This window comes from Colwellia sp. C1TZA3 (assembly GCF_007954265.1).
GTDB lineage: Bacteria > Pseudomonadota > Gammaproteobacteria > Enterobacterales > Alteromonadaceae > Cognaticolwellia.
The window spans coordinates 87,320-109,325 of the sequence record NZ_VOLS01000004.1 but is presented as its reverse complement, the minus strand read 5'-3'; the positions used below and the strand labels follow the sequence as shown (position 1 = coordinate 109,325).

General features: G+C 37.9%; 22 protein-coding genes, 1 tRNA gene and 1 pseudogene. 11 read left to right on the top strand and 13 right to left on the bottom strand.

Annotated elements, in window-relative coordinates; translation table 11 throughout:
* The 6 genes from ESZ39_RS02425 to ESZ39_RS02400 form a co-directional block, all read left to right on the top strand.
* The coding region (locus tag ESZ39_RS02425; RefSeq protein WP_146878202.1) for an ISAs1 family transposase at positions 1 to 877 on the top strand (877 nt) is incomplete at its 5' end.
* A 178-nt stretch (positions 878 to 1,055) separates the two neighbouring features.
* Positions 1,056 to 2,525, top strand: coding sequence for a glucose-6-phosphate dehydrogenase (zwf, locus tag ESZ39_RS02420; protein WP_146878201.1), 1,470 nt, complete (start codon positions 1,056 to 1,058; stop codon positions 2,523 to 2,525).
* A complete protein-coding gene (gene pgl, locus ESZ39_RS02415; RefSeq protein ID WP_146878200.1) occupies positions 2,525 to 3,217 on the top strand; it encodes a 6-phosphogluconolactonase in 693 nt (230 codons plus the stop codon). Before zwf ends, pgl begins: the two co-directional genes overlap by 1 nt.
* A 17-nt stretch (positions 3,218 to 3,234) precedes the next feature.
* Positions 3,235 to 5,067 carry a phosphogluconate dehydratase gene (gene edd, locus ESZ39_RS02410; RefSeq protein ID WP_146878205.1) on the top strand — a complete coding sequence of 611 codons (1,833 nt, stop codon included), beginning with the start codon at positions 3,235 to 3,237 and terminating at the stop codon, positions 5,065 to 5,067.
* A gap of 2 nt (positions 5,068 to 5,069) precedes the next feature.
* The gene (locus tag ESZ39_RS02405) at positions 5,070 to 6,077 is read left to right on the top strand and encodes a glucokinase (protein ID WP_146878199.1); all 1,008 of its coding nucleotides are present in this window, start codon (positions 5,070 to 5,072) and stop codon (positions 6,075 to 6,077) included.
* Positions 6,078 to 6,088: 11 nt separating this feature from the next.
* Positions 6,089 to 6,736, top strand: coding sequence for a bifunctional 4-hydroxy-2-oxoglutarate aldolase/2-dehydro-3-deoxy-phosphogluconate aldolase (locus tag ESZ39_RS02400; RefSeq protein WP_146878198.1), 648 nt, complete (start codon positions 6,089 to 6,091; stop codon positions 6,734 to 6,736).
* 375 nt (positions 6,737 to 7,111) lie between these two features.
* Here the strand turns inward: ESZ39_RS02400 and gap are convergent, their stop codons facing one another.
* Complete coding sequence (gene gap, locus ESZ39_RS02395; protein ID WP_146878197.1) at positions 7,112 to 8,110, bottom strand: type I glyceraldehyde-3-phosphate dehydrogenase; 999 nt, start codon at positions 8,108 to 8,110, stop codon at positions 7,112 to 7,114.
* A 254-nt stretch (positions 8,111 to 8,364) separates the two neighbouring features.
* On the opposite strand from gap, the gene gndA reads away from it, so the two are divergent.
* Positions 8,365 to 9,894, top strand: a complete 1,530-nt coding sequence (gndA, locus tag ESZ39_RS02390) for an NADP-dependent phosphogluconate dehydrogenase (protein WP_146878196.1) — start codon at positions 8,365 to 8,367, stop codon at positions 9,892 to 9,894.
* Between the two features lie 115 nt (positions 9,895 to 10,009).
* On the opposite strand, the gene ESZ39_RS02385 is transcribed toward gndA, so the two are convergent.
* Positions 10,010 to 10,813 carry a DUF2989 domain-containing protein gene (locus tag ESZ39_RS02385; protein WP_146878195.1) on the bottom strand — a complete coding sequence of 268 codons (804 nt, stop codon included), beginning with the start codon at positions 10,811 to 10,813 and terminating at the stop codon, positions 10,010 to 10,012.
* 161 nt (positions 10,814 to 10,974) lie between these two features.
* On the opposite strand from ESZ39_RS02385, the gene ESZ39_RS02380 reads away from it, so the two are divergent.
* Positions 10,975 to 12,423, top strand: coding sequence for a glyceraldehyde-3-phosphate dehydrogenase (locus ESZ39_RS02380; protein ID WP_146878194.1), 1,449 nt, complete (start codon positions 10,975 to 10,977; stop codon positions 12,421 to 12,423).
* A 460-nt stretch (positions 12,424 to 12,883) separates the two neighbouring features.
* Here ESZ39_RS02380 and ESZ39_RS02375 read toward each other — a convergent pair whose 3' ends face one another.
* The 6 genes from ESZ39_RS02375 to ESZ39_RS02350 form a co-directional block, all read right to left on the bottom strand.
* Entirely contained in the window at positions 12,884 to 13,216 is a 333-nt protein-coding gene (locus ESZ39_RS02375) for a TusE/DsrC/DsvC family sulfur relay protein (RefSeq protein ID WP_191321685.1), read from the bottom strand.
* Positions 13,213 to 13,509 (bottom strand): sulfurtransferase complex subunit TusB, encoded by a 297-nt coding sequence (gene tusB / locus ESZ39_RS02370; protein WP_146878192.1) that lies wholly within the window; start codon positions 13,507 to 13,509, stop codon positions 13,213 to 13,215. Before tusB ends, ESZ39_RS02375 begins: the two co-directional genes overlap by 4 nt.
* A 1-nt stretch (position 13,510) precedes the next feature.
* Positions 13,511 to 13,888, bottom strand: coding sequence for a sulfurtransferase complex subunit TusC (gene tusC, locus ESZ39_RS02365; protein ID WP_146878191.1), 378 nt, complete (start codon positions 13,886 to 13,888; stop codon positions 13,511 to 13,513).
* Entirely contained in the window at positions 13,888 to 14,265 is a 378-nt protein-coding gene (gene tusD / locus ESZ39_RS02360) for a sulfurtransferase complex subunit TusD (protein WP_146878190.1), read from the bottom strand. Before tusD ends, tusC begins: the two co-directional genes overlap by 1 nt.
* A 129-nt stretch (positions 14,266 to 14,394) precedes the next feature.
* Positions 14,395 to 15,060, bottom strand: coding sequence for a Bax inhibitor-1/YccA family protein (locus ESZ39_RS02355; RefSeq protein WP_146878189.1), 666 nt, complete (start codon positions 15,058 to 15,060; stop codon positions 14,395 to 14,397).
* Between the two features lie 162 nt (positions 15,061 to 15,222).
* Positions 15,223 to 15,819 carry a DNA-3-methyladenine glycosylase I gene (locus ESZ39_RS02350; RefSeq protein ID WP_146878188.1) on the bottom strand — a complete coding sequence of 199 codons (597 nt, stop codon included), beginning with the start codon at positions 15,817 to 15,819 and terminating at the stop codon, positions 15,223 to 15,225.
* A 161-nt stretch (positions 15,820 to 15,980) separates the two neighbouring features.
* Here ESZ39_RS02350 and ESZ39_RS02345 point away from each other — a divergent pair.
* Both ESZ39_RS02345 and ESZ39_RS02340 read left to right on the top strand, forming a co-directional pair.
* Positions 15,981 to 16,071: transfer RNA gene (locus tag ESZ39_RS02345), tRNA-Ser, on the top strand.
* Between the two features lie 1,655 nt (positions 16,072 to 17,726).
* The gene (locus tag ESZ39_RS02340) at positions 17,727 to 18,353 is read left to right on the top strand and encodes an outer membrane beta-barrel protein (RefSeq protein ID WP_146878187.1); all 627 of its coding nucleotides are present in this window, start codon (positions 17,727 to 17,729) and stop codon (positions 18,351 to 18,353) included.
* Between the two features lie 36 nt (positions 18,354 to 18,389).
* Here ESZ39_RS02340 and ESZ39_RS02335 read toward each other — a convergent pair whose 3' ends face one another.
* The 5 genes and pseudogenes from ESZ39_RS02335 to ESZ39_RS18345 form a co-directional block, all read right to left on the bottom strand.
* Positions 18,390 to 18,905 (bottom strand): class I SAM-dependent methyltransferase, encoded by a 516-nt coding sequence (locus tag ESZ39_RS02335; protein WP_223270203.1) that lies wholly within the window; start codon positions 18,903 to 18,905, stop codon positions 18,390 to 18,392.
* A gap of 87 nt (positions 18,906 to 18,992) precedes the next feature.
* A pseudogene (locus tag ESZ39_RS02330) lies at positions 18,993 to 19,268 on the bottom strand (transposase); the annotation flags it as partial.
* Positions 19,160 to 19,663 carry a recombinase family protein gene (locus tag ESZ39_RS02325; protein WP_146878185.1) on the bottom strand — a complete coding sequence of 168 codons (504 nt, stop codon included), beginning with the start codon at positions 19,661 to 19,663 and terminating at the stop codon, positions 19,160 to 19,162. The pseudogene ESZ39_RS02330 and the gene ESZ39_RS02325, both read right to left, overlap by 109 nt.
* A 130-nt stretch (positions 19,664 to 19,793) precedes the next feature.
* Complete coding sequence (locus tag ESZ39_RS02320) at positions 19,794 to 19,961, bottom strand: recombinase family protein (RefSeq protein ID WP_223270202.1); 168 nt, start codon at positions 19,959 to 19,961, stop codon at positions 19,794 to 19,796.
* Positions 19,962 to 19,970: 9 nt separating this feature from the next.
* Entirely contained in the window at positions 19,971 to 20,312 is a 342-nt protein-coding gene (locus ESZ39_RS18345) for a DUF2924 domain-containing protein (RefSeq protein ID WP_146878204.1), read from the bottom strand.
* Positions 20,313 to 20,504: 192 nt separating this feature from the next.
* On the opposite strand from ESZ39_RS18345, the gene ESZ39_RS02310 reads away from it, so the two are divergent.
* On the top strand, positions 20,505 to 22,004 hold the full coding sequence (locus tag ESZ39_RS02310; protein WP_146878184.1) for a sigma-54 interaction domain-containing protein: 1,500 nt from the start codon (positions 20,505 to 20,507) through the stop codon (positions 22,002 to 22,004).
* The last annotated feature ends 2 nt before the right edge of the window (positions 22,005 to 22,006 follow it).

The following is a 22,006-nucleotide window of genomic DNA, read 5'->3' as shown; positions in this document are numbered from 1 at the left end:
AAGAGGTATCAAGGCAGATAGTCTTGTCTCATGTTTCATCAATTTTTCAAATGCTGTTCGAGAAAGTGATGGCAAAGAACATATCAGCTTTGATGGTAAGGTCGTTTGTGGCTCCAAGCATGGTGAGATAGATGCTTTGCAATTAATGACAGCAATGGTGGTAAAAAACGGCCTTATTATTTACCAAAAAGAAACATCAACGAAAACAAATGAAATTCCTGTCATGCAATCAATGCTAGCAAGTATGAATATAACAAATGCCGTGATTACCGCCGATGCTATGCATTGCCAAACAGCAACTACGCAGTTGATACGCGAAGGCAAAGGCGACTACGTGCTGCAAGTAAAAAAGAATCAGGGTAAATTACTAAAAGAAATTGAAGCGTATTTTCATATCGCCGAGCGTGATTTTCCTAAAGTATTAAAAGATAATGTTTTTCAGGAATTAGATGGTGAGCACGGTCGGATTAATGAGCGAGAATACCGCTTATTACCCATCACTAAATGGTTTGATGAAACAGAAAAGTTCAAGGATAGCTTCGCTGTAGTGCAAGTAAAACGTACACGACAACTGAAAATGAAAACAGAGCAAGAGACATCTTATTATATAACGTCAGTCAAAGAAAACGTAAAAGAGGTAGCGGGATACATAAGAGGTCATTGGGCTATAGAAAATAGCCAGCATTGGGTATTAGATGTCACCTTTAGGGAAGATGAGAGCCAAATTTATGCTGATGACGGAGCGATAAATTTAGCGACTATCAGGCGTAAACTACTCAACTTAATCAAAGCACACCCACTAACAGATAGTGTTGCAGGTAAAATGCAGCGGGCATGTTGGGATGCTAAATTTAGAGCGGAAATTTTATTTGGTTAAAAATAAAGCAAAGCATAATCCCGCCCTGACTAAAGTAGCCTTGAAATGGTTATTTTTAAATGAAACACAGTAAATGTAATAAAATTACCAAAAGAGCTTTACTGATGACGCTATAGCAGATAAATTAGCCTCATATGTAGTTTAGTTACAGTAAAATAAATAATTGAGAATACACGCTATGAAAAACATAGATTGCCCTTTAGCAAGCGAAATTGTTATTTTTGGTGCGTTGGGAGATTTATCTCGTCGCAAACTTTTACCTTCTTTGTATCAATTAGAACTTGCTGGCTTGTTGAGTGATAACACTCGCATTATTGCTGTTGCTCGAAATGAACTAACACTTGAACAATTTACTAAACAAATAGATGAAAGCTTAAACGAGTTTATATCTGAAGCTTTAGATGCTGCAGCACTGACCAAGTTTTTAGCTAGGCTTGTTTATCAACAGCTCGATTTTAAAGATCTTAAGTCTTACAAAAATTTGGCTGAAAGTTTATCAGCAGTATCGAGTGCGAAGGTTTATTATTATTCTACTCCACCCGCTATTTATGGTGATATTAGCCAAGGCTTAAAAGCAGCTAAGTTAATCCACGATGCAGATAGGGTAGTGATGGAGAAACCTATTGGTCATTGCCTAGAGTCGTCTAAAGTGATTAATGATCAGGTTTCTCGTTACTTCAATGAAAACCAAATTTACCGTATTGACCACTATTTAGGTAAAGAAACGGTCTTAAACTTATTAGTGCTACGTTTTGCCAATACCCTATTTACCAATAACTGGGATAGAAACTGTATTGACCATGTCCAAATTACCGTTGCAGAAAGTGTTGGTATTGAAGGACGTTGGGGCTTTTATGATGAAGCAGGGCAAATGCGAGATATGGTGCAAAACCATTTGTTGCAAGTACTGTCGTTAGTTGCCATGGAGCCACCGGCAGAATTAAGTGCTGATTGTGTTCGTGATGAAAAACTAAAAGTGATCAAAGCGCTTAAACCTATCACTCGACAAAATGTTAAAGATAAAACCGTGCGTGGCCAATATGCTGATGGTTATTTAAATGGCGTAGCTGTTCCAGGGTATTTGAACGAAGAAGGTGCAAAAGCGAATAGTAAAACAGAAACTTTTGTCGCCATAAAAGCTGAGATAGACAACTGGCGTTGGGCTGGCGTACCTTTTTACTTGCGAACAGGTAAACGTATGCCGCAAAAACACAGTGAAATTGTTGTACATTTCAAACAACAAGCTCATAACATTTTCAGTGAGAGTTATGCCGATTTACCATCAAATAAATTGACCATTCGTTTGCAACCTGACGAAGGTGTCGAACTTGATATGATGAATAAAATTCCAGGTATCGCATCGCAAATGCAAATTCACGAAAACAAACTCGATTTAAGTTTCTCTCAAGCTTACGATAACCAGCGTGTGGTTGACGCCTATGAACGTTTGCTGCTTGAAGTTATTAAAGGCGATCAATCTTTATTTGTTCGTCGTGATGAAGTTGAAGCAGCGTGGCAATGGGCTGATAGTATAATCGAAGCATGGCAAGCAACCAATGAAGCACCTAAACCTTATGCAGCAGGTTCATGGGGACCCGTTTCATCAATTTCTTTAATCGCACGCGATGATCGCCAGTGGGTAGAATAATGTATCAAATTAATGAATTCGAACAACGCCAACTATTAGATGAATCACTGGCAGATAAAGTTGCCGCGTTATTGACAGCTGCGCTGGAAAGTAAAGGCAAAGCAAGCATCGCGGTGTCGGGTGGTTCAACACCTAAAGGTTTTTTTCAAGCTTTATCAAAGAAAAAACTAGCCTGGCAAGCTATCACTATTACCTTAGCTGATGAGCGCTGGGTTGATATTGACTCAAGCGATAGTAATACCAAGTTAGTGCATGAATACCTTATGCAAAATGAAGCGGTAAAAGCAAAGTTTTTTCATCTAAAACAAGGTGAAACCCTAAGTGATGAAACCTTAGCTGATTTAAACCTAGCAGCAAACCAGCAGTTATTACCATTAGATATCCTTATTTTAGGTATGGGTGAAGATGGTCATACTGCCTCGTTATTTCCTTGTAGTGATGAAATAGCGCAGTGCCTGGCAAAGGATAGCCAAGCATTATTGAAAGTAACGCCAAAAACGGCGCCACATCAGCGAATTAGTTTTAGTTTTGCTGCCTTAGCACAAAGCAAAAATACTTTTTTACACATTAGCGGTACCAGTAAAAAACAAGTATTGGCTAAAGCTATTGCCGGACAAGCATGTAAAGAAATGCCAATTAGGGCTTTTTTACAAGCGCCAGACATTAATACACAAGTTTATTGGGCCAAGTAATTATGAATAAAACAGTTATGAACAAGAACATCTTACGCATCACACAACGCATCATTGATCGAAGTAAAGCAAGTCGTGCGGCCTACCTTGAAAAGATAGCGGGTGAAAAATCAACTACTGTGCATCGTGCTAACTTATCTTGTGGCAACTTAGCCCATGGTTTTGCTGCTTGCGGTAGTGATGATAAATCGACATTACGTGGTGTTAATCATTCAGACGTTGCCATTATATCGGCTTATAACGATATGCTTTCAGCGCATCAACCTTACCAAACATACCCAGCCATTATTAAAGCGGCGGTTAAAGAAACCGGTGGTGTAGCACAATTTGCCGGTGGTGTACCTGCGATGTGTGACGGTGTTACACAAGGTCAGCCAGGTATGGATTTAAGCTTGATGAGCCGCGACGTTATTGCTATGTCGACTGCTGTTGCCTTGTCACATAACATGTTTGATGGCGCTCTGATGTTAGGTATTTGCGATAAAATAGTACCTGGGTTAATGATTGCTAGTATGACCTTTGGTCATTTACCTACAGTTTTTGTCCCTGCGGGTCCCATGCCGTCGGGCTTACCAAACAAAGACAAAGCACGTGTTCGTCAGCAATATGCCCAAGGTGAAGTGGGTAAAGAGGAATTATTAGAAGCAGAATCTGCGTCTTATCACACCGCTGGTACCTGTACGTTTTTTGGTACGGCAAACTCGAACCAATTAGTAGTTGAAGTGATGGGTTTACATTTACCAGGTGCCTCTTTTATTGCGCCAAATACCCAGTTACGTGAAGAATTGACCAAAGCTGCAGCACGCCAAGTTACCCGTTTGACTCAGCAATCTGGCAATTATATGCCAATAGGCAAAATGGTTGATGAACGTTCAATTGTTAATGCCATTGTTGCCTTGTTAGCAACGGGTGGTTCAACAAACTTAACCATGCACATCATCGCCTTCGCTAAAGCAGCGGGTATTACTATTAATTTCCAAGATTTTAATGACTTATCAGACGCTGTGCCGCTATTAACCCGTATTTACCCCAATGGTCATGCTGACATTAATCAATTTCAAGAAGCGGGTGGCATGGCATTGTTATTCAAAGAGCTTATTGATGCTGGTTTGGTGCATGAAGACGTTGAAACTATCTGTGGTCGTGGCTTAACTCGCTATACGCAACGCCCAGTAATAGAAGATGGCAAATTAGTCTGGATCGATGGCGCAACTAGCTCAGGCGATGACGAAATAATTGCCACTGTTACAAAACCTTTTAGCAGCCATGGTGGTTTAAAAGTCATGAAAGGTAACTTAGGTGTTTCAGTGTTGAAAACTTCATCACTGCGCGAAGGTAGCTTTGTCATTAAAGCCCCTGCGGTTGTTTTTGAAGATCAACATGAACTTGATATTGCCTTTGATGCCGGCGAGTTAGAAAAAGACTTTATCGCTGTGGTTCGCTTTCAAGGGCCAAAAGCTCGTGGCATGCCTGAACTGCATAAATTAACGCCACCGTTAGGGGTTTTACAAGATAAAGGTTTTAAAGTTGCTTTAGTTACCGATGGAAGAATGTCTGGTGCTTCAGGTAAAGTGCCAGCAGCTATTCATTTATGCCCAGAGGCGTTAGATGGCGGCTTAATTTCAAAAATTAAAACCGGTGATATGATCTTACTTGATGGCGAAAGTGGTGAGTTAACTTTGTTAGTTGATGATGTTGAACTAGCAAAACGTGAAAACGCTATTTTTGAGGTTAATGGTCATCATCAAGGTATGGGTCGTGAATTATTTGGTTTTATGCGTCGTAATCTAAGCTCTGCTGAAACCGGTGCCTGTTCATTATTTGATGACAACTCTCAAGGTGAGCTATAACCATGCCTAAAAGTGAGATAAATATTATTGCTGATATTGGTGGCACTAATATGCGTGTGGCGTTAGTCAACGCAAAAGGGAATATTGCTAACATCACCATTTATGCTTGTGCTGATTACACGAGTTTGGCCGAAGTATTAACCGACTTTATTACACAGCAGCAATTAATGGGTAAGAAAGTTAATGCTTGTTTAGCTATTGCTTGCCCAGTAGATAAAGATCTTATTGTGATGACTAATCTACCTTGGCAGTTTTCGCAAACGCAGCTAAAAGCAGATTTGCAGTTTAACGAATTAGTGCTGATTAATGACTTTACTGCGATAGCGCATGCTATTCCGCATTTAGGCGCAGCGCAAAAAGTACAAATAGGCGTTGGTGAGGTTATTGCAAACAAGCCTATCTCTATTTGTGGTGCGGGTACGGGTTTAGGCGTAGCTAATTTGATCGCCGTTGATTCTGGTTGGCATAGTTTAAGTGGTGAGGGTGGCCATGTAGACTTTGCGCCAGTTGATCAACAAGAAGTGGCGATTTTTCAATTTCTTTCAAAAAAATATGCTCGTGTTTCCTATGAGCAATTATTGTCAGGATTAGGAATTGAACAAATATATCAAGCCTTGAGTTATGAAAAAAATGGCGCAACAACAAAACTATCAGCAAAAGAAATAACGGAAAAAGCCTTGTCAGGCAGTTGTTCACTGGCAGTGGAAACATTAGCGCAATTTTGTCGAGTTTTAGGCAGTTTCGCTGGTAACCTGGCGTTAACACTGGGTAGTTATGGTGGCGTTTATATTGCGGGTGGTGTTGTTCCTCGTTTTATCGAGTTTTTTGCTAACAGTGAATTTAGACAACGATTTGAACAAAAAGGACGTTTATCCAGTTTTAATCAGCCTATACCGACATTTGTTGTTACTGAAGAACAGCCAGGTTTACTTGGCGCATCGGCATACCTTAGCCAATTTATGTCAGAAAAAGCTAATGAAGCCATCCAAAAAAATAATACTACAAGGTAATAAAAGCAATTATGACATTATCAAATAATTGGCAAATACAGCCAAAAGAGCTATTTGCTATGGGCCCGATAGTGCCCGTTTTAGTGATAAAAGATGTTAAAGATGCATTGCCTATTGCAGAAGCATTATTAGCAGCCGACGTAAAAGTGCTAGAAGTCACCTTGCGTACACCGGCAGCATTAGAAGTGATCAGTATTATAGCTAAACATTTACCCGAGGCCATTGTCGGTGCGGGCACAGTCACTAATCGAGATTTATTACAAAAGTCTTTTGATGCTGGCGCAAAGTTTGCTATTAGCCCGGGACTAACTAAAAATTTATTACAAGCAGGTAAAGAAGGCAATATTGCTTTAATTCCAGGTATTTCTTCTATTTCTGAATTAATGGATGGTATTGATTGTGGTTATGATCATCTTAAGTTCTTCCCTGCGGAAGCATCAGGTGGTGTAAAAGCGTTGCAGTCAATTGGCGGACCATTTCCTGATATTAAATTTTGTCCAACTGGCGGCATTAACTTAAACAATGTTCGAGACTATTTGGCGTTACCTAATGTTTCATGCTGTGGTGGCTCTTGGTTAGTGTCAGATGAAATTATTAAACAAGGTAATTGGCAAGAAATTACTCGTTTAGCAAAGCAAGCACTAGCGCATGTAAAATAATAGCCATTAGTTAGTTAAACTAAGTGCTTAGAACAAGTAAAACCAGACCTATGTCTGGTTTTTTTGCTTGAAATATAAAAATAATAACAATCATGGCGGCACTGACGTAGTTAACTGATCATTGTTAGCATGTAACAAACAGACTTTCTGTGTTGTTTTATTACATCTTTAAAGACAATAATTACGCCATTCAACAATATAACCTAGGTAGTAGACCACCTAATTAATCAAATTGGTATTAGTAAATAAGCCGCTGAAGGATAATAGGTTGGCAAATGTATTTTTATGATTTTTAGTACCAAAATAGCAGACAAAAAAGCCAGAACGAATCTGGCTTTTAAATTTATTTACGCTTATAAGCCAAGATATAAAGACTTATTGGCTTGAAATATAGGTTGCTAAGTCTAAAATTTTGTTCGAATAACCAATTTCATTATCATACCAAGAAACTACTTTCACAAAAGTATCTGTTAACGCTATACCTGCGGTAGCATCAAATACCGAGGTACATCTTTCGCCAATAAAGTCGTTCGACACTACTGCATCTTCGGTGTAGCCTAAAATACCTTTTAGCTCACCTGCTGATGCTGCTTTCATCGCTGTACAAATCTCTTGGTAACTGGCTGGTTTTTCTAAATTTACAGTTAAATCAACCACGGAAACATTAGGCGTTGGTATGCGAAATGCCATACCTGTTAGTTTACCATTTAATGCTGGTATAACTTTACCAACAGCTTTTGCAGCACCTGTTGATGATGGAATAATGTTTTGCCCAGCACCACGACCACCGCGCCAATCTTTAGCTGACGGGCTATCAACTGTTTTTTGTGTTGCTGTGGTGGCATGTACTGTCGTCATTAAACCGTCTTTGATACCCCAATTATCATTTAACACTTTTGCGATAGGGGCTAAACAGTTTGTGGTACAAGATGCATTGGACACAATGTCTTGTCCGGAATATTCAATATGGTTAACACCCATAACAAACATTGGTGTATCGTCTTTTGATGGCGCAGAAAGTACTACTTTTTTAGCGCCCGCTGCGATGTGCTTACGCGCTGATTCATCGGTTAAAAATAAGCCGGTTGACTCAACAACAACGTCAACTTCAGCCTCATTCCATTTTAGGTTTAGTGGGTCGCGTTCTGCGGTCACACGAACATTTTTGCCATTGACAACTAAGTGGCCATCAACAACATCAATAGTGCCGTTAAATCTACCATGAGTAGAGTCATACTTAAGCATATAAGCGATGTAATCAACGTCAATTAAATCGTTAATAGCGACTACTTCAACGTCGGCTCTGGCAAATGCTTCTCTAAACACGAATCGACCGATACGACCAAAGCCGTTAATCCCTACTCTAATTGTCATAATAAAACCCTAAAATCAAACTTTAAAAATTAATGTAGTAAAATTACACCATTTCATAAAAATTACAAGTTATAACTCGACAATAAGCAATAAATATTGATTTAAACCTTGTTTTATTGCGTATTGTTACTAAAATGTCGGCTATTAAACCTAGCCTTGCTAAAATATTTATTTATTGGCTTTTTCATAAGGTTATTATTTTTCTATGTTGATGATGGCATAATGTCCTCATCTATAATTTTTTTGGACTTTTTATGATACAGAACAACAGTGCATGCGATATCGGTTTTATTGGCTTAGGTGTTATGGGTAAGAATTTAGTGCTGAACTTGGCCGATAATGGTTTTAGTATCGCCGCCTTTGACCTTGATATTAGTAAAGTCGAAGATGCCATTACTCAAGACAAGGCTGAAAGTGGTTTATCAACAGCACGTGTTATTGGTTGTTCGTCTTATACTGAATTACTTTCTCGCTTAAAACCACCGCATCTTATCGTACTATCAGTACCCGCAGGCGCACCAGTAGATCAAGTATGTGAAAACTTGATTGGTGCCGGTATTCAACCGGATGATATTGTTATTGATACCGGTAATAGCTTATGGGTTGATACCGTCGCACGTGAGAAAAAATATAAAAATAACTTTATTCTGTTCTCTTCAGCCGTTTCAGGTGGTGAAGTGGGTGCGCGCTTTGGTCCGGCATTAATGCCAAGTGGTTCACCCTACGCATGGGCAAGAATTAAACCTATTTGGCAAGCCATTGCTGCAAAAGTTGATGCAAAAACAGGTAAGCCAATTGAACGTACTAAACCCGGTGAAGTTGTGACCGAAGGTGAACCCTGTGCTGCCTATATTGGTCCAGCAGGTGCTGGGCATTACGTGAAAATGGTGCATAACGGTATTGAGTATGCCGATATGCAAATTATATGTGAAGCATATCAAATGCTGCGTGACGGTTTAGCATTAAGCAGTGATGAAATTGCTGATATTTTTGAAATGTGGAATGGAGGTCCACTAGAGAGTTATTTAATGGAAATTTCGGTTGAAGTTTTACGTCATCGAGTTGGCGAAGAAAAAACACCGTTAGTTGACTTGATCTTGGACAAAGCAGGGCAAAAAGGTACCGGGCTTTGGACTGCGGTCAGTAGTTTAGAATTGGGCACACCTGCGCCAACTATTGCTCAAGCTGTTTTTGCTCGTTCTATTTCTTCTTTTAAAGATTTACGCGTTAAAGCTTCAGGTATATTGTCAGGCCCAGCAGTTGTGATACTCGATGGTGAAGAAAAACAGGCATTTATTGAACAGTTACATGATGCTATATATAGTGCAAAAATATGTGCTTATGCACAAGGTTTTCAGTTAATGAAATTGGCTGAGCAAGAGCATAATTGGCAGCTTAACTTCGCTAGTATTGCCAAAATTTGGCGTGCAGGCTGCATTATCCGTGCAGCATTCTTACAGTCAATCACGCAAGCATTTGAGCGAAATCCTGATTTAGACAATTTACTTTTAGATGATTTTTTCGCTGAGCAATTAAGTCAACATCAATTGAACTGGCGCAAGTCGGTGTCTAACTCTGCCTTGATGGGGATCCCTACAGGGGCAATTTCATCTGCTTTATCATATTACGACTCTATACGTTGTGCCGTGTTACCGGCCAACTTATTACAAGCACAGCGTGACTTCTTTGGCGCTCATACCTTTGAACGTATCGATAAAGCTACCGGAAAAAAATATCATGTTAACTGGTCAAGTGAATCGCGTAATATGCAGGAAATCAATTAACTATAGCGGTATTTCAACCCAAGTAGAGTTTTGTTCTACTTGGGTAATAACTAATATTAATGGTTAACTTGGCGAGCGCTGTATTTAAAAAACTGGGTCATTAGTCGTCCGAAAATTAAGTTCGAGGCGCTTTAAACTGACCCGCAATAATATTGTTTAAGGTTTTTTTCGCTACTCGGTCTAAAAACTGAGTATTTAAGTTATTGCTTTTAAAGTAACTGACTAAAATCTCATGGCTGATATGGCTATCTTTTGGGCTATATAAATGTAATATTTTTGACCAGACATAAGCTTGTTTATGCTCCTTTTTATGAGAAAAAATGCTGGCAAGAGATTGAAATATCTCGGTATCTATAGTGCCATCGCTCGGGTAAAGTTCTAGTGCATGATAGAGCAAGCTTAAGGTTTTATTGGTATCATGTTTTATGTAGTAGCTCGCTAAGTTAATTTGTCGGTTAGGCGTTTCCAATAATTCATTACCTTCTAAGGCAATGAATTTATTTAGTGAGTGCTGATTTAAATAGCGTGACCAATGAAAAAATAACAGGTCAGGGTGTTCAGAATTTTGCGTTGCAAGTGCTATAGCTTTAATTTTAGCCTGCGCTTTCACTACATTATCGATGCGCATGGTCTGCTTAGTTTTTAGCTTAATGTGCTCAATTTTAGCTGCATGGACCATACATTTTTCATAGCCTTCATAGGCAATTAACTGCTGGTATTTGTTGCTATCGTTAGCATCGCTTTTGTCTGCCAAGTTAGCAAAGCCAACCGCGACACGTTCTTGTTTGCACCAAGTGTCTTCTTGAAATTCTTGACAAATTTTTGTATGTTGTTCACATAAATCAGAAAAATTGGGTCTGTTTTCACAGGCCATTAATGTACAAAAAGGTAAAAGCATCGCTAATTTATCAAATTTCATCTTTTTCTCTATTTATCCCAGAAAAATATTTGTAACTGGTGGCGAAATAATTCATGTTGGATTACAATATGCGCCGCATTCAGTAATTAGTTATTGCTAATTACCTCTTTACATAAATAATAACCCATCACTCAATTGACTGACATAAAAAGGTTTACGCAATGACTTCTCTTCTTGAGGAACAATATCTAACTAGTTGGCAGGAACGTCAAACATTCGCTGAAAATATGCAGCCAATCATCGGACAATTATTTAGAAATGACGGTATCGAAATTTCTATTTATGGTCGCCCACTAGTTAACGCCTCTGCTATCGACATTATTAAAGCACATAAATCAGTGGCCTTACACGAAGAAAATAAATTGCGTTTACGTGAAAGTTTCCCCTTTATTCAAGCTTTAGCTAGTATGTCATTAGCACCTGCGCGGATCGACGTAGGTAAATTAGCTTACCGTTATTTGTTTAAAGGTGAAGCGAATGGTTTATCAATTGAACAATTTTTAGAAAAAGAATTAGCTACCATTACTAAAGATACCGACTTACAAGAATCTAAAGACGTTGTACTTTACGGTTTTGGCCGTATTGGTCGTTTGTTAGCGCGTTTATTAATTGAACGTGCCGGACCTAATGCTAAGCTTAAGTTACGCGCCATTGTTATTCGCCCTGGTAAAGAAGATGACTTAGAGAAACGTGCGAGTTTATTGCGTCGTGATTCAGTGCATGGCGCCTTTAACGGTAGCATCACCATTGATAAAGAAAATAACGTTATTAAAGCGAACGGTGCTTTTATTCAAATTATTTACTCTAAATCGCCAGCAGAAATTGATTACACCTCTTACGGTATCAACAATGCTTTAGTGGTTGATAACACGGGTATTTGGAGTGATGAAGAGGGTTTAGGTCAGCATTTACAGTCAAAAGGTGTTGCTAAAGTTTTACTAACAGCGCCTGCTAAAGGCGATATTAAAAACATCGTATACGGCGTAAACGAAGATATGATTTTAGCAGAAGACACCATTATTTCTGCAGCAAGTTGTACAACTAACGCGATCACACCGGTACTTAAAGCACTCAATGATGAGTTTGGTATCCGCAACGGTCATGTTGAGACAGTGCATTCATATACCAATGATCAAAACCTAATTGACAACTACCATCCTGCGCCACGTCGTGGCCGAAGTGCGCCATTGAATATGGTGATCAGTACCACGGGTGCAGCTAAAGCAGTAGCAAAAGCACTGCCTGAATTAAAAGGTTTGTTAACCGGTAATGCCATTCGCGTTCCTACGCCAAACGTTTCAATGGCTATTATGAACTTGAACATGAAAAAAGAAACCAGCAAAGCCGAATTAAATGATTATTTACGTAACATCTCTTTAAATTCTAAATTGCAAAATCAAGTTGATTACACCGCTTCTACTGAAATTGTCTCTACTGATTTAGTCGGCTCACGTTACGCGGGTGTTGTTGATTCACAAGCAACAATTGTTGATGGTGATCGCGCTGTACTCTACGTATGGTACGACAATGAGTTTGGTTATAGTTGTCAGGTAGTGCGTGTGATGTTAGCAATGTCAGGTATTGATGTACCAACACTGCCATTAACATAACTAGGCATAGTTAGGCATAGTTAGCACAGTACCGATTTAGTCTATTTGAATAAGCGTTTACCTTGTAGGTAAGCGCTTTTTTTTGCCAATAAAGATTAATACCAATTTCACTCATTATCTGATCATTTTTACTGGTTAAAACAACCTACTACTGCGTTATACCAGTTCCATTAAGTTTGTGATCTTGTTGTGCGCAGGAAAAATGACTCAAGGTAAGGCGCTCGATTGAGCAATAGCTGGCTATTGGGATTGAGAGCAACACAGCCTTGAGCTATTTTAACTAGTACAAGTGAGCAATAACTTAATGGGATTGGTATTATTTAATAATTAGCACAACGAGTTATTAAATTTTGTAACGCCGTAGTTATTTATTTTAACCATTAAAAACCAACCGATGATTAGTCAGCTTGCTTTAATATACTATGTCAGCTTTTTAAGTTCGTTGATCAAATAAGAGCAGTTAAATACACCTAGCCGGTTTGGGTAAACCGGCATACTTAGTGGCTTGTTTAGCAGGGCCTTCTTTAAACAAGCGATATAGGTAACGACTGCTGGCCTTCTCTTCGCCAAACTCTGCTTTCATTGCTTTAGTTAAGGCGCGAATAGCAGGTGAGGTATTGTAAGTTAGGTAAAACTGCCTAACAAAGCGAATAACTTCCCAATGGGCTTCTAGCAGCTCAATGTCATCACTTTCTGCCAGTAACACGGCAACGTCTTCGTTCCATTGCTTAAAGTCGAGCAAATAGCCTAATTTATCGGTGGCTAAGCTTTTGTTGTTATATGTTATTGTCATGACCAAGTAATTGAATTGTTGTGTTTAAAAAGTAGCGCGACTACTTCTGTTAAGGTGGTTGCAATAAATAAGCTATTAGTAGTGCGTTGTGCGCGGGCATCGGCATGTAAGCTAATAAAGTAAACTGTTATGTCTCGCTGCTCTGTTAGCGTTTTAAGCAACAAGGTATGATTCAAGTTATAACAACCGTCATCGATTAATACTATACTGTCTTGTGGCAAAATCATATCAAGGCATTGTGTTAATGCACTGCTAGTAAAGCCTGAATTTCGAATAATGTGTAGCATCGCCATGTTAAAACCTATAAATCACGTTGTGCTGGTGTAAGCGTTGACTAAACGCTTGCTTTGATAATACTTGTACATTATTGATATGAAAATGTGCGGTTAAGCTGCGCTCAGTTAACGACTGTTGGCAAACATAAATATTTTCAATATCGTAAAATTCAAGTGCAGAAAATGTTTTTAGGTAATCTTTAATCTCAATCGCTGAGGCATTTTGATCCCCGATCAGTTGAAATACCCCATCACCTAGAAAGAACAGTGAGGTTGCTTGCTCGTAAGAGCCAAATATTAACGCGGCGTCTAGTGCCTCTTTACCGGCGGCATTTGAAAAAGGCGCATGGGTATTTATAATGGCGATAGTTTTATCAGGCTGTTTATTTTCTGACATTATAATTGCACCACACGTTCAGCTTTACTTGTTAACTCAACTAACTCACCTAAACCTGAAACGGTAAATGCTGAGTCTATATTTGAGCTTTCATGGTTATTGAGTTCGTCACTTAAGCCTCTTTTTTCGGCGGCAGTAATACATAAATATAACGGCACATTGTATTCGCTATTAAGCTGTTGCCATTGTGTTAAGGTTTGAAATTCATCACTGGGTATTAATAGCTGTTTAGCAGCATTTAACACACCGTCTTGATAAAAGAAGACACCAATAATGCTAACACTACTATCAAGCGCCGCTCTTACAATATTAATTGCCGTTGTTGTTAAGTTACTGTTGGGCGGGGTAGTCACCACTACAGCCAATGTATTTTGCATATTTTGCTTATCGCCTTAATTAACGTTATTTAAACACCGCTAATAAAAAAGCCTCAATATTGAGGCTTTATAATTTATACGTAGAGTATAAACAATGATTAATCACAGTTAATAATTTTTGACTGCGAATTAGTCATCGTTACCTAAAACCCCTAAAAGGCTTAATAGGTGTACGAAAATATTATAAATATTCAAGTATAGCGAAACAGTTGCACGAATATAGTTTGTTTCACCACCGTGAATAATACGGCTTGTATCATATAAGATCAAACCAGACATGATCATAATAATTGCAGCACTAATAGCTAACGACAGCGCAGGAATTTGGAAAAATATATTTGCTACCATTGCAATGACCGCAACGATTAAACCCACCATTAAAAAACCACCCATAAAGGAGAAGTCTTTTTTGCTGGTTAACGCGTAGCCAGAAAGTGCAAAGAAAATTAATGCCGTGCCACCTAATGCTTGCATAATTAATGAAGCGCCGTTGGGCATTGCCGCATAATAGTTAAGCATTGGGCCTAAAGATGCACCCATTAAACCGGTGAAAACAAAAATCCAAAAAATACCACTCGCTTTATCCGCGTTTTTATTAACAACAAATAATAAACCAAATGAAACTAAGATCATTACTAGGCCAGCCATGTGAGACAAGCCCATCGCCATAGAAACAGCAGCAGTGACGGCACTAAACGCCAAAGTCATCGAAAGTAACATATAGGTGTTTTTCAATACCTTGTTAATTTCAACTGCTGAGCTTTTATTAGCATTTACACTAATATTTGATTGCATAATATTTCCTCTAAGTATGCCAATTCTATTTTTTAGATATGGGCTATTGTTAAATAGTTCAAGGGTAAATCAAATATTTAACCTTTACTTTATCACTACAGTGATAATTAATTATAAACCACATTGACATATTATGGCACGGTGTATTTTTAAATACTATCTTTAACCTTGCTGAAATTTTGCAATAATTTGTGAGCGTTTGTAACAGTCACCACCATGATCGTTAACCATGCCACAAGCCTGCATATGCGCATAACAAATAGTTGAACCAACAAACTTAAAGCCCCGTTTTTTTAAGTCTTTGCTCCAAGCATCAGATTCTTTAGTGGTGGCAGGATAGTCGTCTAGTGTAGTCCAATTATTGACAATAGTTTTATGGCCAACAAAACCCCACATATAATGGCTAAAGCTGCCAAATTCTTTTTGAATTTTTATAAATATTTTAGCATTATTAATTACAGCATTAATTTTACCTCTGTGGCGAATAATAGCGCAGTTAAGTACGAGTTCTTCAACTTTATCATCGGTGAATAGCGCAACAAGGTTAACGTCAAAGTTAGCGAATGCGGCACGGTAACCCTCACGGCGTTTTAAAATTGTATACCAACTTAAACCTGCCTGTGCTGATTCAAGCATTAAATATTCAAATAATTTTCGATCATCAACAACAGGTACACCCCATTCATCATCATGATAAGCAACATAATCAGGTTTTGTGGTATCTAACCAAGGACATCGACAAAGGTTTTCTTCACCCATAAGCTCTCCTTAAACATTAAAATTAACTTAATCTGCTTAAATAAATGACAAATTGTTGTTTTTTTTAGCAAACAAACTGTTTTATATAATAAATCCTTTACAAGAGAATTTCGAGCCTTTACTATGCGTCTCGTTCTCAAGCAGTAATGCTTTCGGACATTGGTGAGATGGCTGAGTGGTCGAAAGCACTGGTCTTGAAAACCAGCAAGGGTTTATAGCCCTTCTAGGGTTCAAATCCCTATCTCACCGCCAAACTATAAAAAACCGCTAATCGAAAGATAAGCGGTTTTTTTTCGCCTAAAATTTAGTGTGCCACAACAAAGGGTTTATAGCGCCGATGCTTCGAGTAGGGTTCAAATCCCTGTTTCACCGCCAAACTATAAAAAACCGCTAATTGAAAGATAAGCGGTTTTTTTTCGCCTAAAATTTAGCGTGTTACAGCAAAGCAGGGTTTATAGCGCCGATGCTTCGAGTAGGGTTCAAATCTCTATCTCACCGCCAAACTATAAAAAACCGCTAATCGAAAGATTAGCGGTTTTTTTTGCCTAAAATTTAGTGGATGACATAAGATAGGGTTTATAGCGCCAATCCTGCGAGTAGGGTTCAAATCTCTATCTCACCGCCAAACTATAAAAACCGCTAATTGAAAGATAAGCGGTTTTTTTTCGCCTAAAATTTAGCGTGTTACAGCAAAGCAGGGTTTATAGCGCCGATGCTTCGAGTAGGGTTCAAATCCCTATCTCACCGCCAAAAAACGAGAAACCGCTAATCGAAAGATAAGCAGTTTTTTTCGCCTAAAATTTAGTGGATGACATAAGGCAGGGTTTATAGCGCCAATCCTGCGAGTAGGGTTCAAATCTCTATCTCACCGCCAAACTATAGAAAACCGCTAATCGAAAGATAAGCGGTTTTTTTTCGCCTAAAATTTAGCACATTACATAAGATAGGGTTTATAGCGCCAATCTTGCGAGTAGAATTCAAATCCCTATCTCACCGCCACATTTTATAAGTAAGCCTATGTTTTACAAGGGCTTTTTATGCCTATATTTTTCTGAGACGTCAATAAGACCGTCATTTGTCTTTGCTGTAAATAAATTTAAAGAAGTGACAAGCTCTTTAAATTCTTTAATACTTGCTCTTTTTTGCAGCTATCATACAGAAAGCTCTGAGGTATATTAAATATTCACCATTAAGAAGATAGCTAGTGTAACTAGCCATAGAGTAGGTAGGTAGGTAATACGTAGTATTAGTATAAAAAAAGAACTAAACCCCAGAAGGTTTAGTTAGTTACTTGTCTTTAAGTTGTGTTGTAGTCCAGTCACCAGTAGCTTTGACTACGTTGTCAGTTACGTCAGCCACTGTGCTGATAGGCTTACGAAAAAATAAAGCCAAGTACGCCATAAATGATTAGATCAGTCATGATTTATATCCTTTAAGTTAATGTAATTAAATTCCATTATAAAGGGGTAGGGGGGTAGCCCACCTTATATTGGTGCACAGCACCAATACTGAATCTGTCTCCAATTATTATAATTTTTTCCCACTATTTTTACTCATAATTAAATCAACTGAATCAGTATCAAATTTAATTTGTATAAGCACAATGATCCAAAAGTAGTTAACAGAGTGTTTTCAGGTGAGCTTGAATGTATCTCAGCTGATACAATTAATCGACTAGGTTTAACCATTACATTAATGGTTAAACCAGAATTGGCTGATGCAAATCTTGTTATTGCTCAAGGGATGTAATTTGGTAGATTATTTATTTCATATACAAAATAGCGATTGTCTTACATATATTATATCTTATGTCTTATGTTTACATACTTGAATATTCTATATAATTAGAATCGAAAAAAACTTCTTAAATAGAGCAAGATGCTCTTGATTTTTATAAAGGACATAACATGAAAAACAATTTAATAACCTCAGTAATACTAACCTCCTCTTTAATTTTTTCTAACGTTACATATGCAAATGAGAGCTCTGGCACTTCGTCTGATGGATTTTATGTTGGTGCATCTCTAGGGCAATCAAGTTTTGATATTGATACAGAGGATTTGGATTTATCCTCAAATGGAGATTATGATGATACTGATGTGTCACTTAAGATGTTGGCAGGATACAGTTTTAATCAATACTTTTCTTTAGAGGTTTCTTATGTTGACTTTGGGCAAGTAGCTGTAACAGATAATTATTCACAATCTAGTGTTAATGTAGCTGTGGGTATGACTTCAGAGTTAACAGGATTTACTGCAAGTATTATTGCTGGTTACCCGCTGTCAGAAGAATTTACAATCTATGCAAAGGCCGGAGCTAATGCGTGGGAAGCTGATACGTCTGTTAGAACATCTGCCTCTGGTATCGACTTTGAAATAAACGAAAGCGAAACGAATGACGGCACTGATGTTTTTGTAGGACTAGGTCTGTCTTATAACTTTCAAAGCTTTTCTGTCCGTGGGGAGTATGAATTGTATGATATTGATGGCAGTGATGTCGGTGTGTTAAGTGTGGGTGCTATCTACAACTTTTAATCTATTGAATATTAGCGGTAACTATTTAAGTTATCGCTAAATTTTTATTAAAAGAGCATTAAGCCATCTTTCATTTCTATCAGGGCGGTTATCTTCAGTGACCCAACTATACTTTACCTCAATAGGGGGTAAAGCATTTACCAAATCAGCCAATCTTTTTTCGTTAACATCAGTAAATAAACGCCCACCTTTTGCTCGTTGAGTATCACCATACTTAAACGACAAGTACCATATGCCATTAGGCTTAAGTGCAGCAACTAACTTTGCTAAAGTACTAGGTAAATCATCTTCCGGTACGTGTAACAGAGAAGCGCAGCACCAAATAGCATCATATTTATCAGTGGCGGTAACATCATCAAAGACAGCGTGTTTAACGTCTAAATCAGTGTACTTACTGGCTCTTTTTACCATCTCAGAACTAGCATCAAAGGCTTTAACTTGATAACCCATATCAAGAAAAGCTTTACTGTCACGACCTGAGCCACAACCAGCATCAAGTATTAAAGCATTAACGGGTAAGTCTTTAGTAAAGTGCTGATAGATGTTGCTCATATCAACGTTGATGGTTCCATTAAAGAACTCATCTGCATTATTTTGGTAGTAGGGTCTGTTGATCTTTCAAATTCATATTTTAACCACTTACATTGGCAGCCATATTATGCAACATGCCAATGCGAGTGTGCTTTCATAGTTTCTTTTTAATTTATCGTATCTTGCCGCTATACCCCGGTAATGCTTGAGGCGAGCAAAAACATTTTCAACTAAATGTCGGTATTTGTATAAACACCAATCGATATCATCATTACCTACTTTGGAATTTTTCTTTCTCGGGATAACTGGAATAGCACCTTTATCGCGTATTTTATCTCTAAGTGCTTCACTATCATAGCCTCTGTCTGCAATGATATAATCCGATTTTGCAACTTATCATAGCCAAGAGAAACGCCACCGCCCATCCACATACCTTTTTTCTTAGAAGCAGCTACTTTATCTCTTATACGTTCCCCTGTAACTTCCCGCTCAAATTGAGCGAAAGATAATAATACATTGAGTGTTAACCGATCCATTGAGGTAGATGTATTGAATTGCTGAGTAATAGAGACAAACGAAACGTTATTTTTATCGAATGTTTTAACCATATTTGAAAAGTCAGCAAGAGAGCGACTTAACCGATCAACTTTATATACAACGATCAAACCTATTTCACCTGATTCAATGTCAGACATTAATTGAACTGATGAAGGCCTATTTGTGTTACCGCCAGAAAAACCCCCATCATTATATTCTTTTTCTATTAATACCAATCCCATTAAGTTATTGCTCACTTGTACTAGTTAAAATAGCTCAAGGCTGTGTTGCTCTCAATCCCAATAGCCAGCTATTGCTCAATCAAGCGCCTTACCTTGAGTTATTTTTCCTGCGCACAACAAGATCACAAACTTAATGGAACTGGTATAATACCCAGCCTTCATGGGCCTGGCTTTTAATATAGGCTTCACAAGCTTCTCGTTGTGCATCAAGTGAGTTGAATGCTTGATCTAGACCTTCCTCTGTTGATTTACGGGTATAAATAACACAGCGAGTTATCTTATTATTAGATTCAAACATATTATTTCCTTAATTTGTTAAACCGAAAAAACGAGGACCAGACCAGCGTGTACCAGTAACCTCTCTAGCTATTTCAGAAAGGTTTTTATATTTACGTTTTTGCCAAACAAAATGAGTCGCTTCAATTGTTACTTCATGGCTTGTACCATGCCACTCTCTAATAAGGCGGGTACCTGGTTTATAGGTAAATTTTGATGATGCTTTATGCTTAGAGACACTGCGAACTATTTTTTGTCGTAATTCGCTAGCATTTTTTACGATTGATTGTGCTTGAATATGCCAGGATATATTTCCTAGTAAAAACTCTTTTTGTGCTTTTACGGGGGGGCTGTATTTGTATGATTTCTTTATAGGCTTGCACTAATTCTTGTCTCGACATTAATTCAAATGTATTAACATTCATATATATTATCTCTATGTTCTTTCTGTAGCCGTAGTAACGCTATATACGATCTACTAGTCAAGAACCTTCATATCAATGGTAATTTATTTTATTTTATGTAATATTAATTACCAATTTAAAATAACAAGAAACTCATATCTGTGAATACTTTATATACTTGGTTAGGCTACAGAGATGTAGAAAACATGAAGCAGGATCAAAATGCAGCTGTCGCAAGTTTAGCCATTTTCAACAAAACTCCTTTTGATCGTATTGTCATCTTTGCTAATACATGGGAAGAAAGTTGGGATAAGTACGAAACCTGGCTTAGGAAGCGCTTAAGCACCATTCAACGCCCTTCAGATAACATTAAAGTCTACAGAGCTGATGTTACATCGGCCATTGATTACCCAACAATCATTAAACATACTGAAAAGTGGCTTTCAAAGTTATCTGAAGAATCAGAACACCTGTATATCAATTTAACGTCAGGCTCTCCTGCAATGACCGCCGCTTCTATCTTAGTCGGCAAAGGTAAGAGCAATACAATATTCATACAATCATCAAAAGATGACAACGTTTTAGATGTAGATATCCCCGTTGATTTTGGTAAAGCTTATATACAATCAGCAGCAAAAAACATTGCTTCAAAAGCCGTTGCTAAACCCCTAGTTCATAAAGCCTTTAATAATATTGTTGCTCATTCACCAGCAATGAAATCAACCATAAATAAAGCTAAACGACTTTCAATCTCTGAATTACCTACGCTTATTCTAGGTGAAACAGGAACAGGTAAAGAAGTTCTAGCCAATGCCATTCATGCCGCAAGCTTAAGAGCAGGTAAACCATTAAAAACAGTTAACTGTGGCGCGTTACCCGAAACCCTGGTTGATTCAATTTTATTTGGTCATGTTAAAGGCGCGTTTACCGGAGCTGAAAAGGAACATAATGGTCTATTTGAACAAGCAGATGGCGGAACGTTATTTTTAGATGAAGTCGGTGAGCTAACGCCAGAAACACAAGTGAAGCTTTTACGAGCATTACAACAAGGTGAAATTACTAAAGTAGGTAGTGAGCAAACCATTAATGTTGATGTGCGTATTATTGCAGCGACTCACCGAGATTTAATACAATTAGTTGAAAATAATGAATTCAGAGAAGACTTATTTTATCGATTAGCGGTAGGCATTGTTCAAATACCCGCTTTAAGAGATAGAGCTGAAGATATTGTACTCTTGGTTAAGGAATTAATAGATGAAATCAACTTAGCTGCGAGTAAGCTCCCCGACTATAAAAGTAAGAATATTTCCGAAAGTGCAATAAAATTTATTTCCACTCAAGCATGGCCAGGGAATATTAGAGAATTATGGAATACTTTAAACCGTGCTTTCTTGTGGACTGATAAAGAAAAAATAACAGAAAAAGATATTCAAGATGGATTAATTATTCGTACAAATAAACAAAAAGTTAATGAAATAAGTTTAACACTTGGACAAAAAGTTAATATCAGTGATATTATTGATATACAAAGAAAAAAATACATTGAAGCCGCATTAAAAGCAACAGGCAATAACAAAAGTAAAGCTGCTGATATGCTAAGTTTAAATAGTCACCAAGTGTTAACAAAATGGATCAAAGATTTAGATATTGAAATTGTTTAATG

Coding starts and splice junctions, on each gene's coding strand:
- zwf (WP_146878201.1), top strand. CDS start 1,056: ATGAAAAACATAGATTGCCCTTTAGCAAGCGAAATTGTTATTTTTGGT.
- pgl (WP_146878200.1), top strand. CDS start 2,525: ATGTATCAAATTAATGAATTCGAACAACGCCAACTATTAGATGAATCA.
- edd (WP_146878205.1), top strand. CDS start 3,235: ATGAACAAGAACATCTTACGCATCACACAACGCATCATTGATCGAAGT.
- ESZ39_RS02405 (WP_146878199.1), top strand. CDS start 5,070: ATGCCTAAAAGTGAGATAAATATTATTGCTGATATTGGTGGCACTAAT.
- ESZ39_RS02400 (WP_146878198.1), top strand. CDS start 6,089: ATGACATTATCAAATAATTGGCAAATACAGCCAAAAGAGCTATTTGCT.
- gap (WP_146878197.1), bottom strand. CDS start 8,110: ATGACAATTAGAGTAGGGATTAACGGCTTTGGTCGTATCGGTCGATTC.
- gndA (WP_146878196.1), top strand. CDS start 8,365: ATGATACAGAACAACAGTGCATGCGATATCGGTTTTATTGGCTTAGGT.
- ESZ39_RS02385 (WP_146878195.1), bottom strand. CDS start 10,813: ATGAAATTTGATAAATTAGCGATGCTTTTACCTTTTTGTACATTAATG.
- ESZ39_RS02380 (WP_146878194.1), top strand. CDS start 10,975: ATGACTTCTCTTCTTGAGGAACAATATCTAACTAGTTGGCAGGAACGT.
- ESZ39_RS02375 (WP_191321685.1), bottom strand. CDS start 13,216: ATGACAATAACATATAACAACAAAAGCTTAGCCACCGATAAATTAGGC.
- tusB (WP_146878192.1), bottom strand. CDS start 13,509: ATGGCGATGCTACACATTATTCGAAATTCAGGCTTTACTAGCAGTGCA.
- tusC (WP_146878191.1), bottom strand. CDS start 13,888: ATGTCAGAAAATAAACAGCCTGATAAAACTATCGCCATTATAAATACC.
- tusD (WP_146878190.1), bottom strand. CDS start 14,265: ATGCAAAATACATTGGCTGTAGTGGTGACTACCCCGCCCAACAGTAAC.
- ESZ39_RS02355 (WP_146878189.1), bottom strand. CDS start 15,060: ATGCAATCAAATATTAGTGTAAATGCTAATAAAAGCTCAGCAGTTGAA.
- ESZ39_RS02350 (WP_146878188.1), bottom strand. CDS start 15,819: ATGGGTGAAGAAAACCTTTGTCGATGTCCTTGGTTAGATACCACAAAA.
- ESZ39_RS02340 (WP_146878187.1), top strand. CDS start 17,727: ATGAAAAACAATTTAATAACCTCAGTAATACTAACCTCCTCTTTAATT.
- ESZ39_RS02335 (WP_223270203.1), bottom strand. CDS start 18,905: ATGAGCAACATCTATCAGCACTTTACTAAAGACTTACCCGTTAATGCT.
- ESZ39_RS02325 (WP_146878185.1), bottom strand. CDS start 19,663: ATGGGATTGGTATTAATAGAAAAAGAATATAATGATGGGGGTTTTTCT.
- ESZ39_RS02320 (WP_223270202.1), bottom strand. CDS start 19,961: ATGTTTGAATCTAATAATAAGATAACTCGCTGTGTTATTTATACCCGT.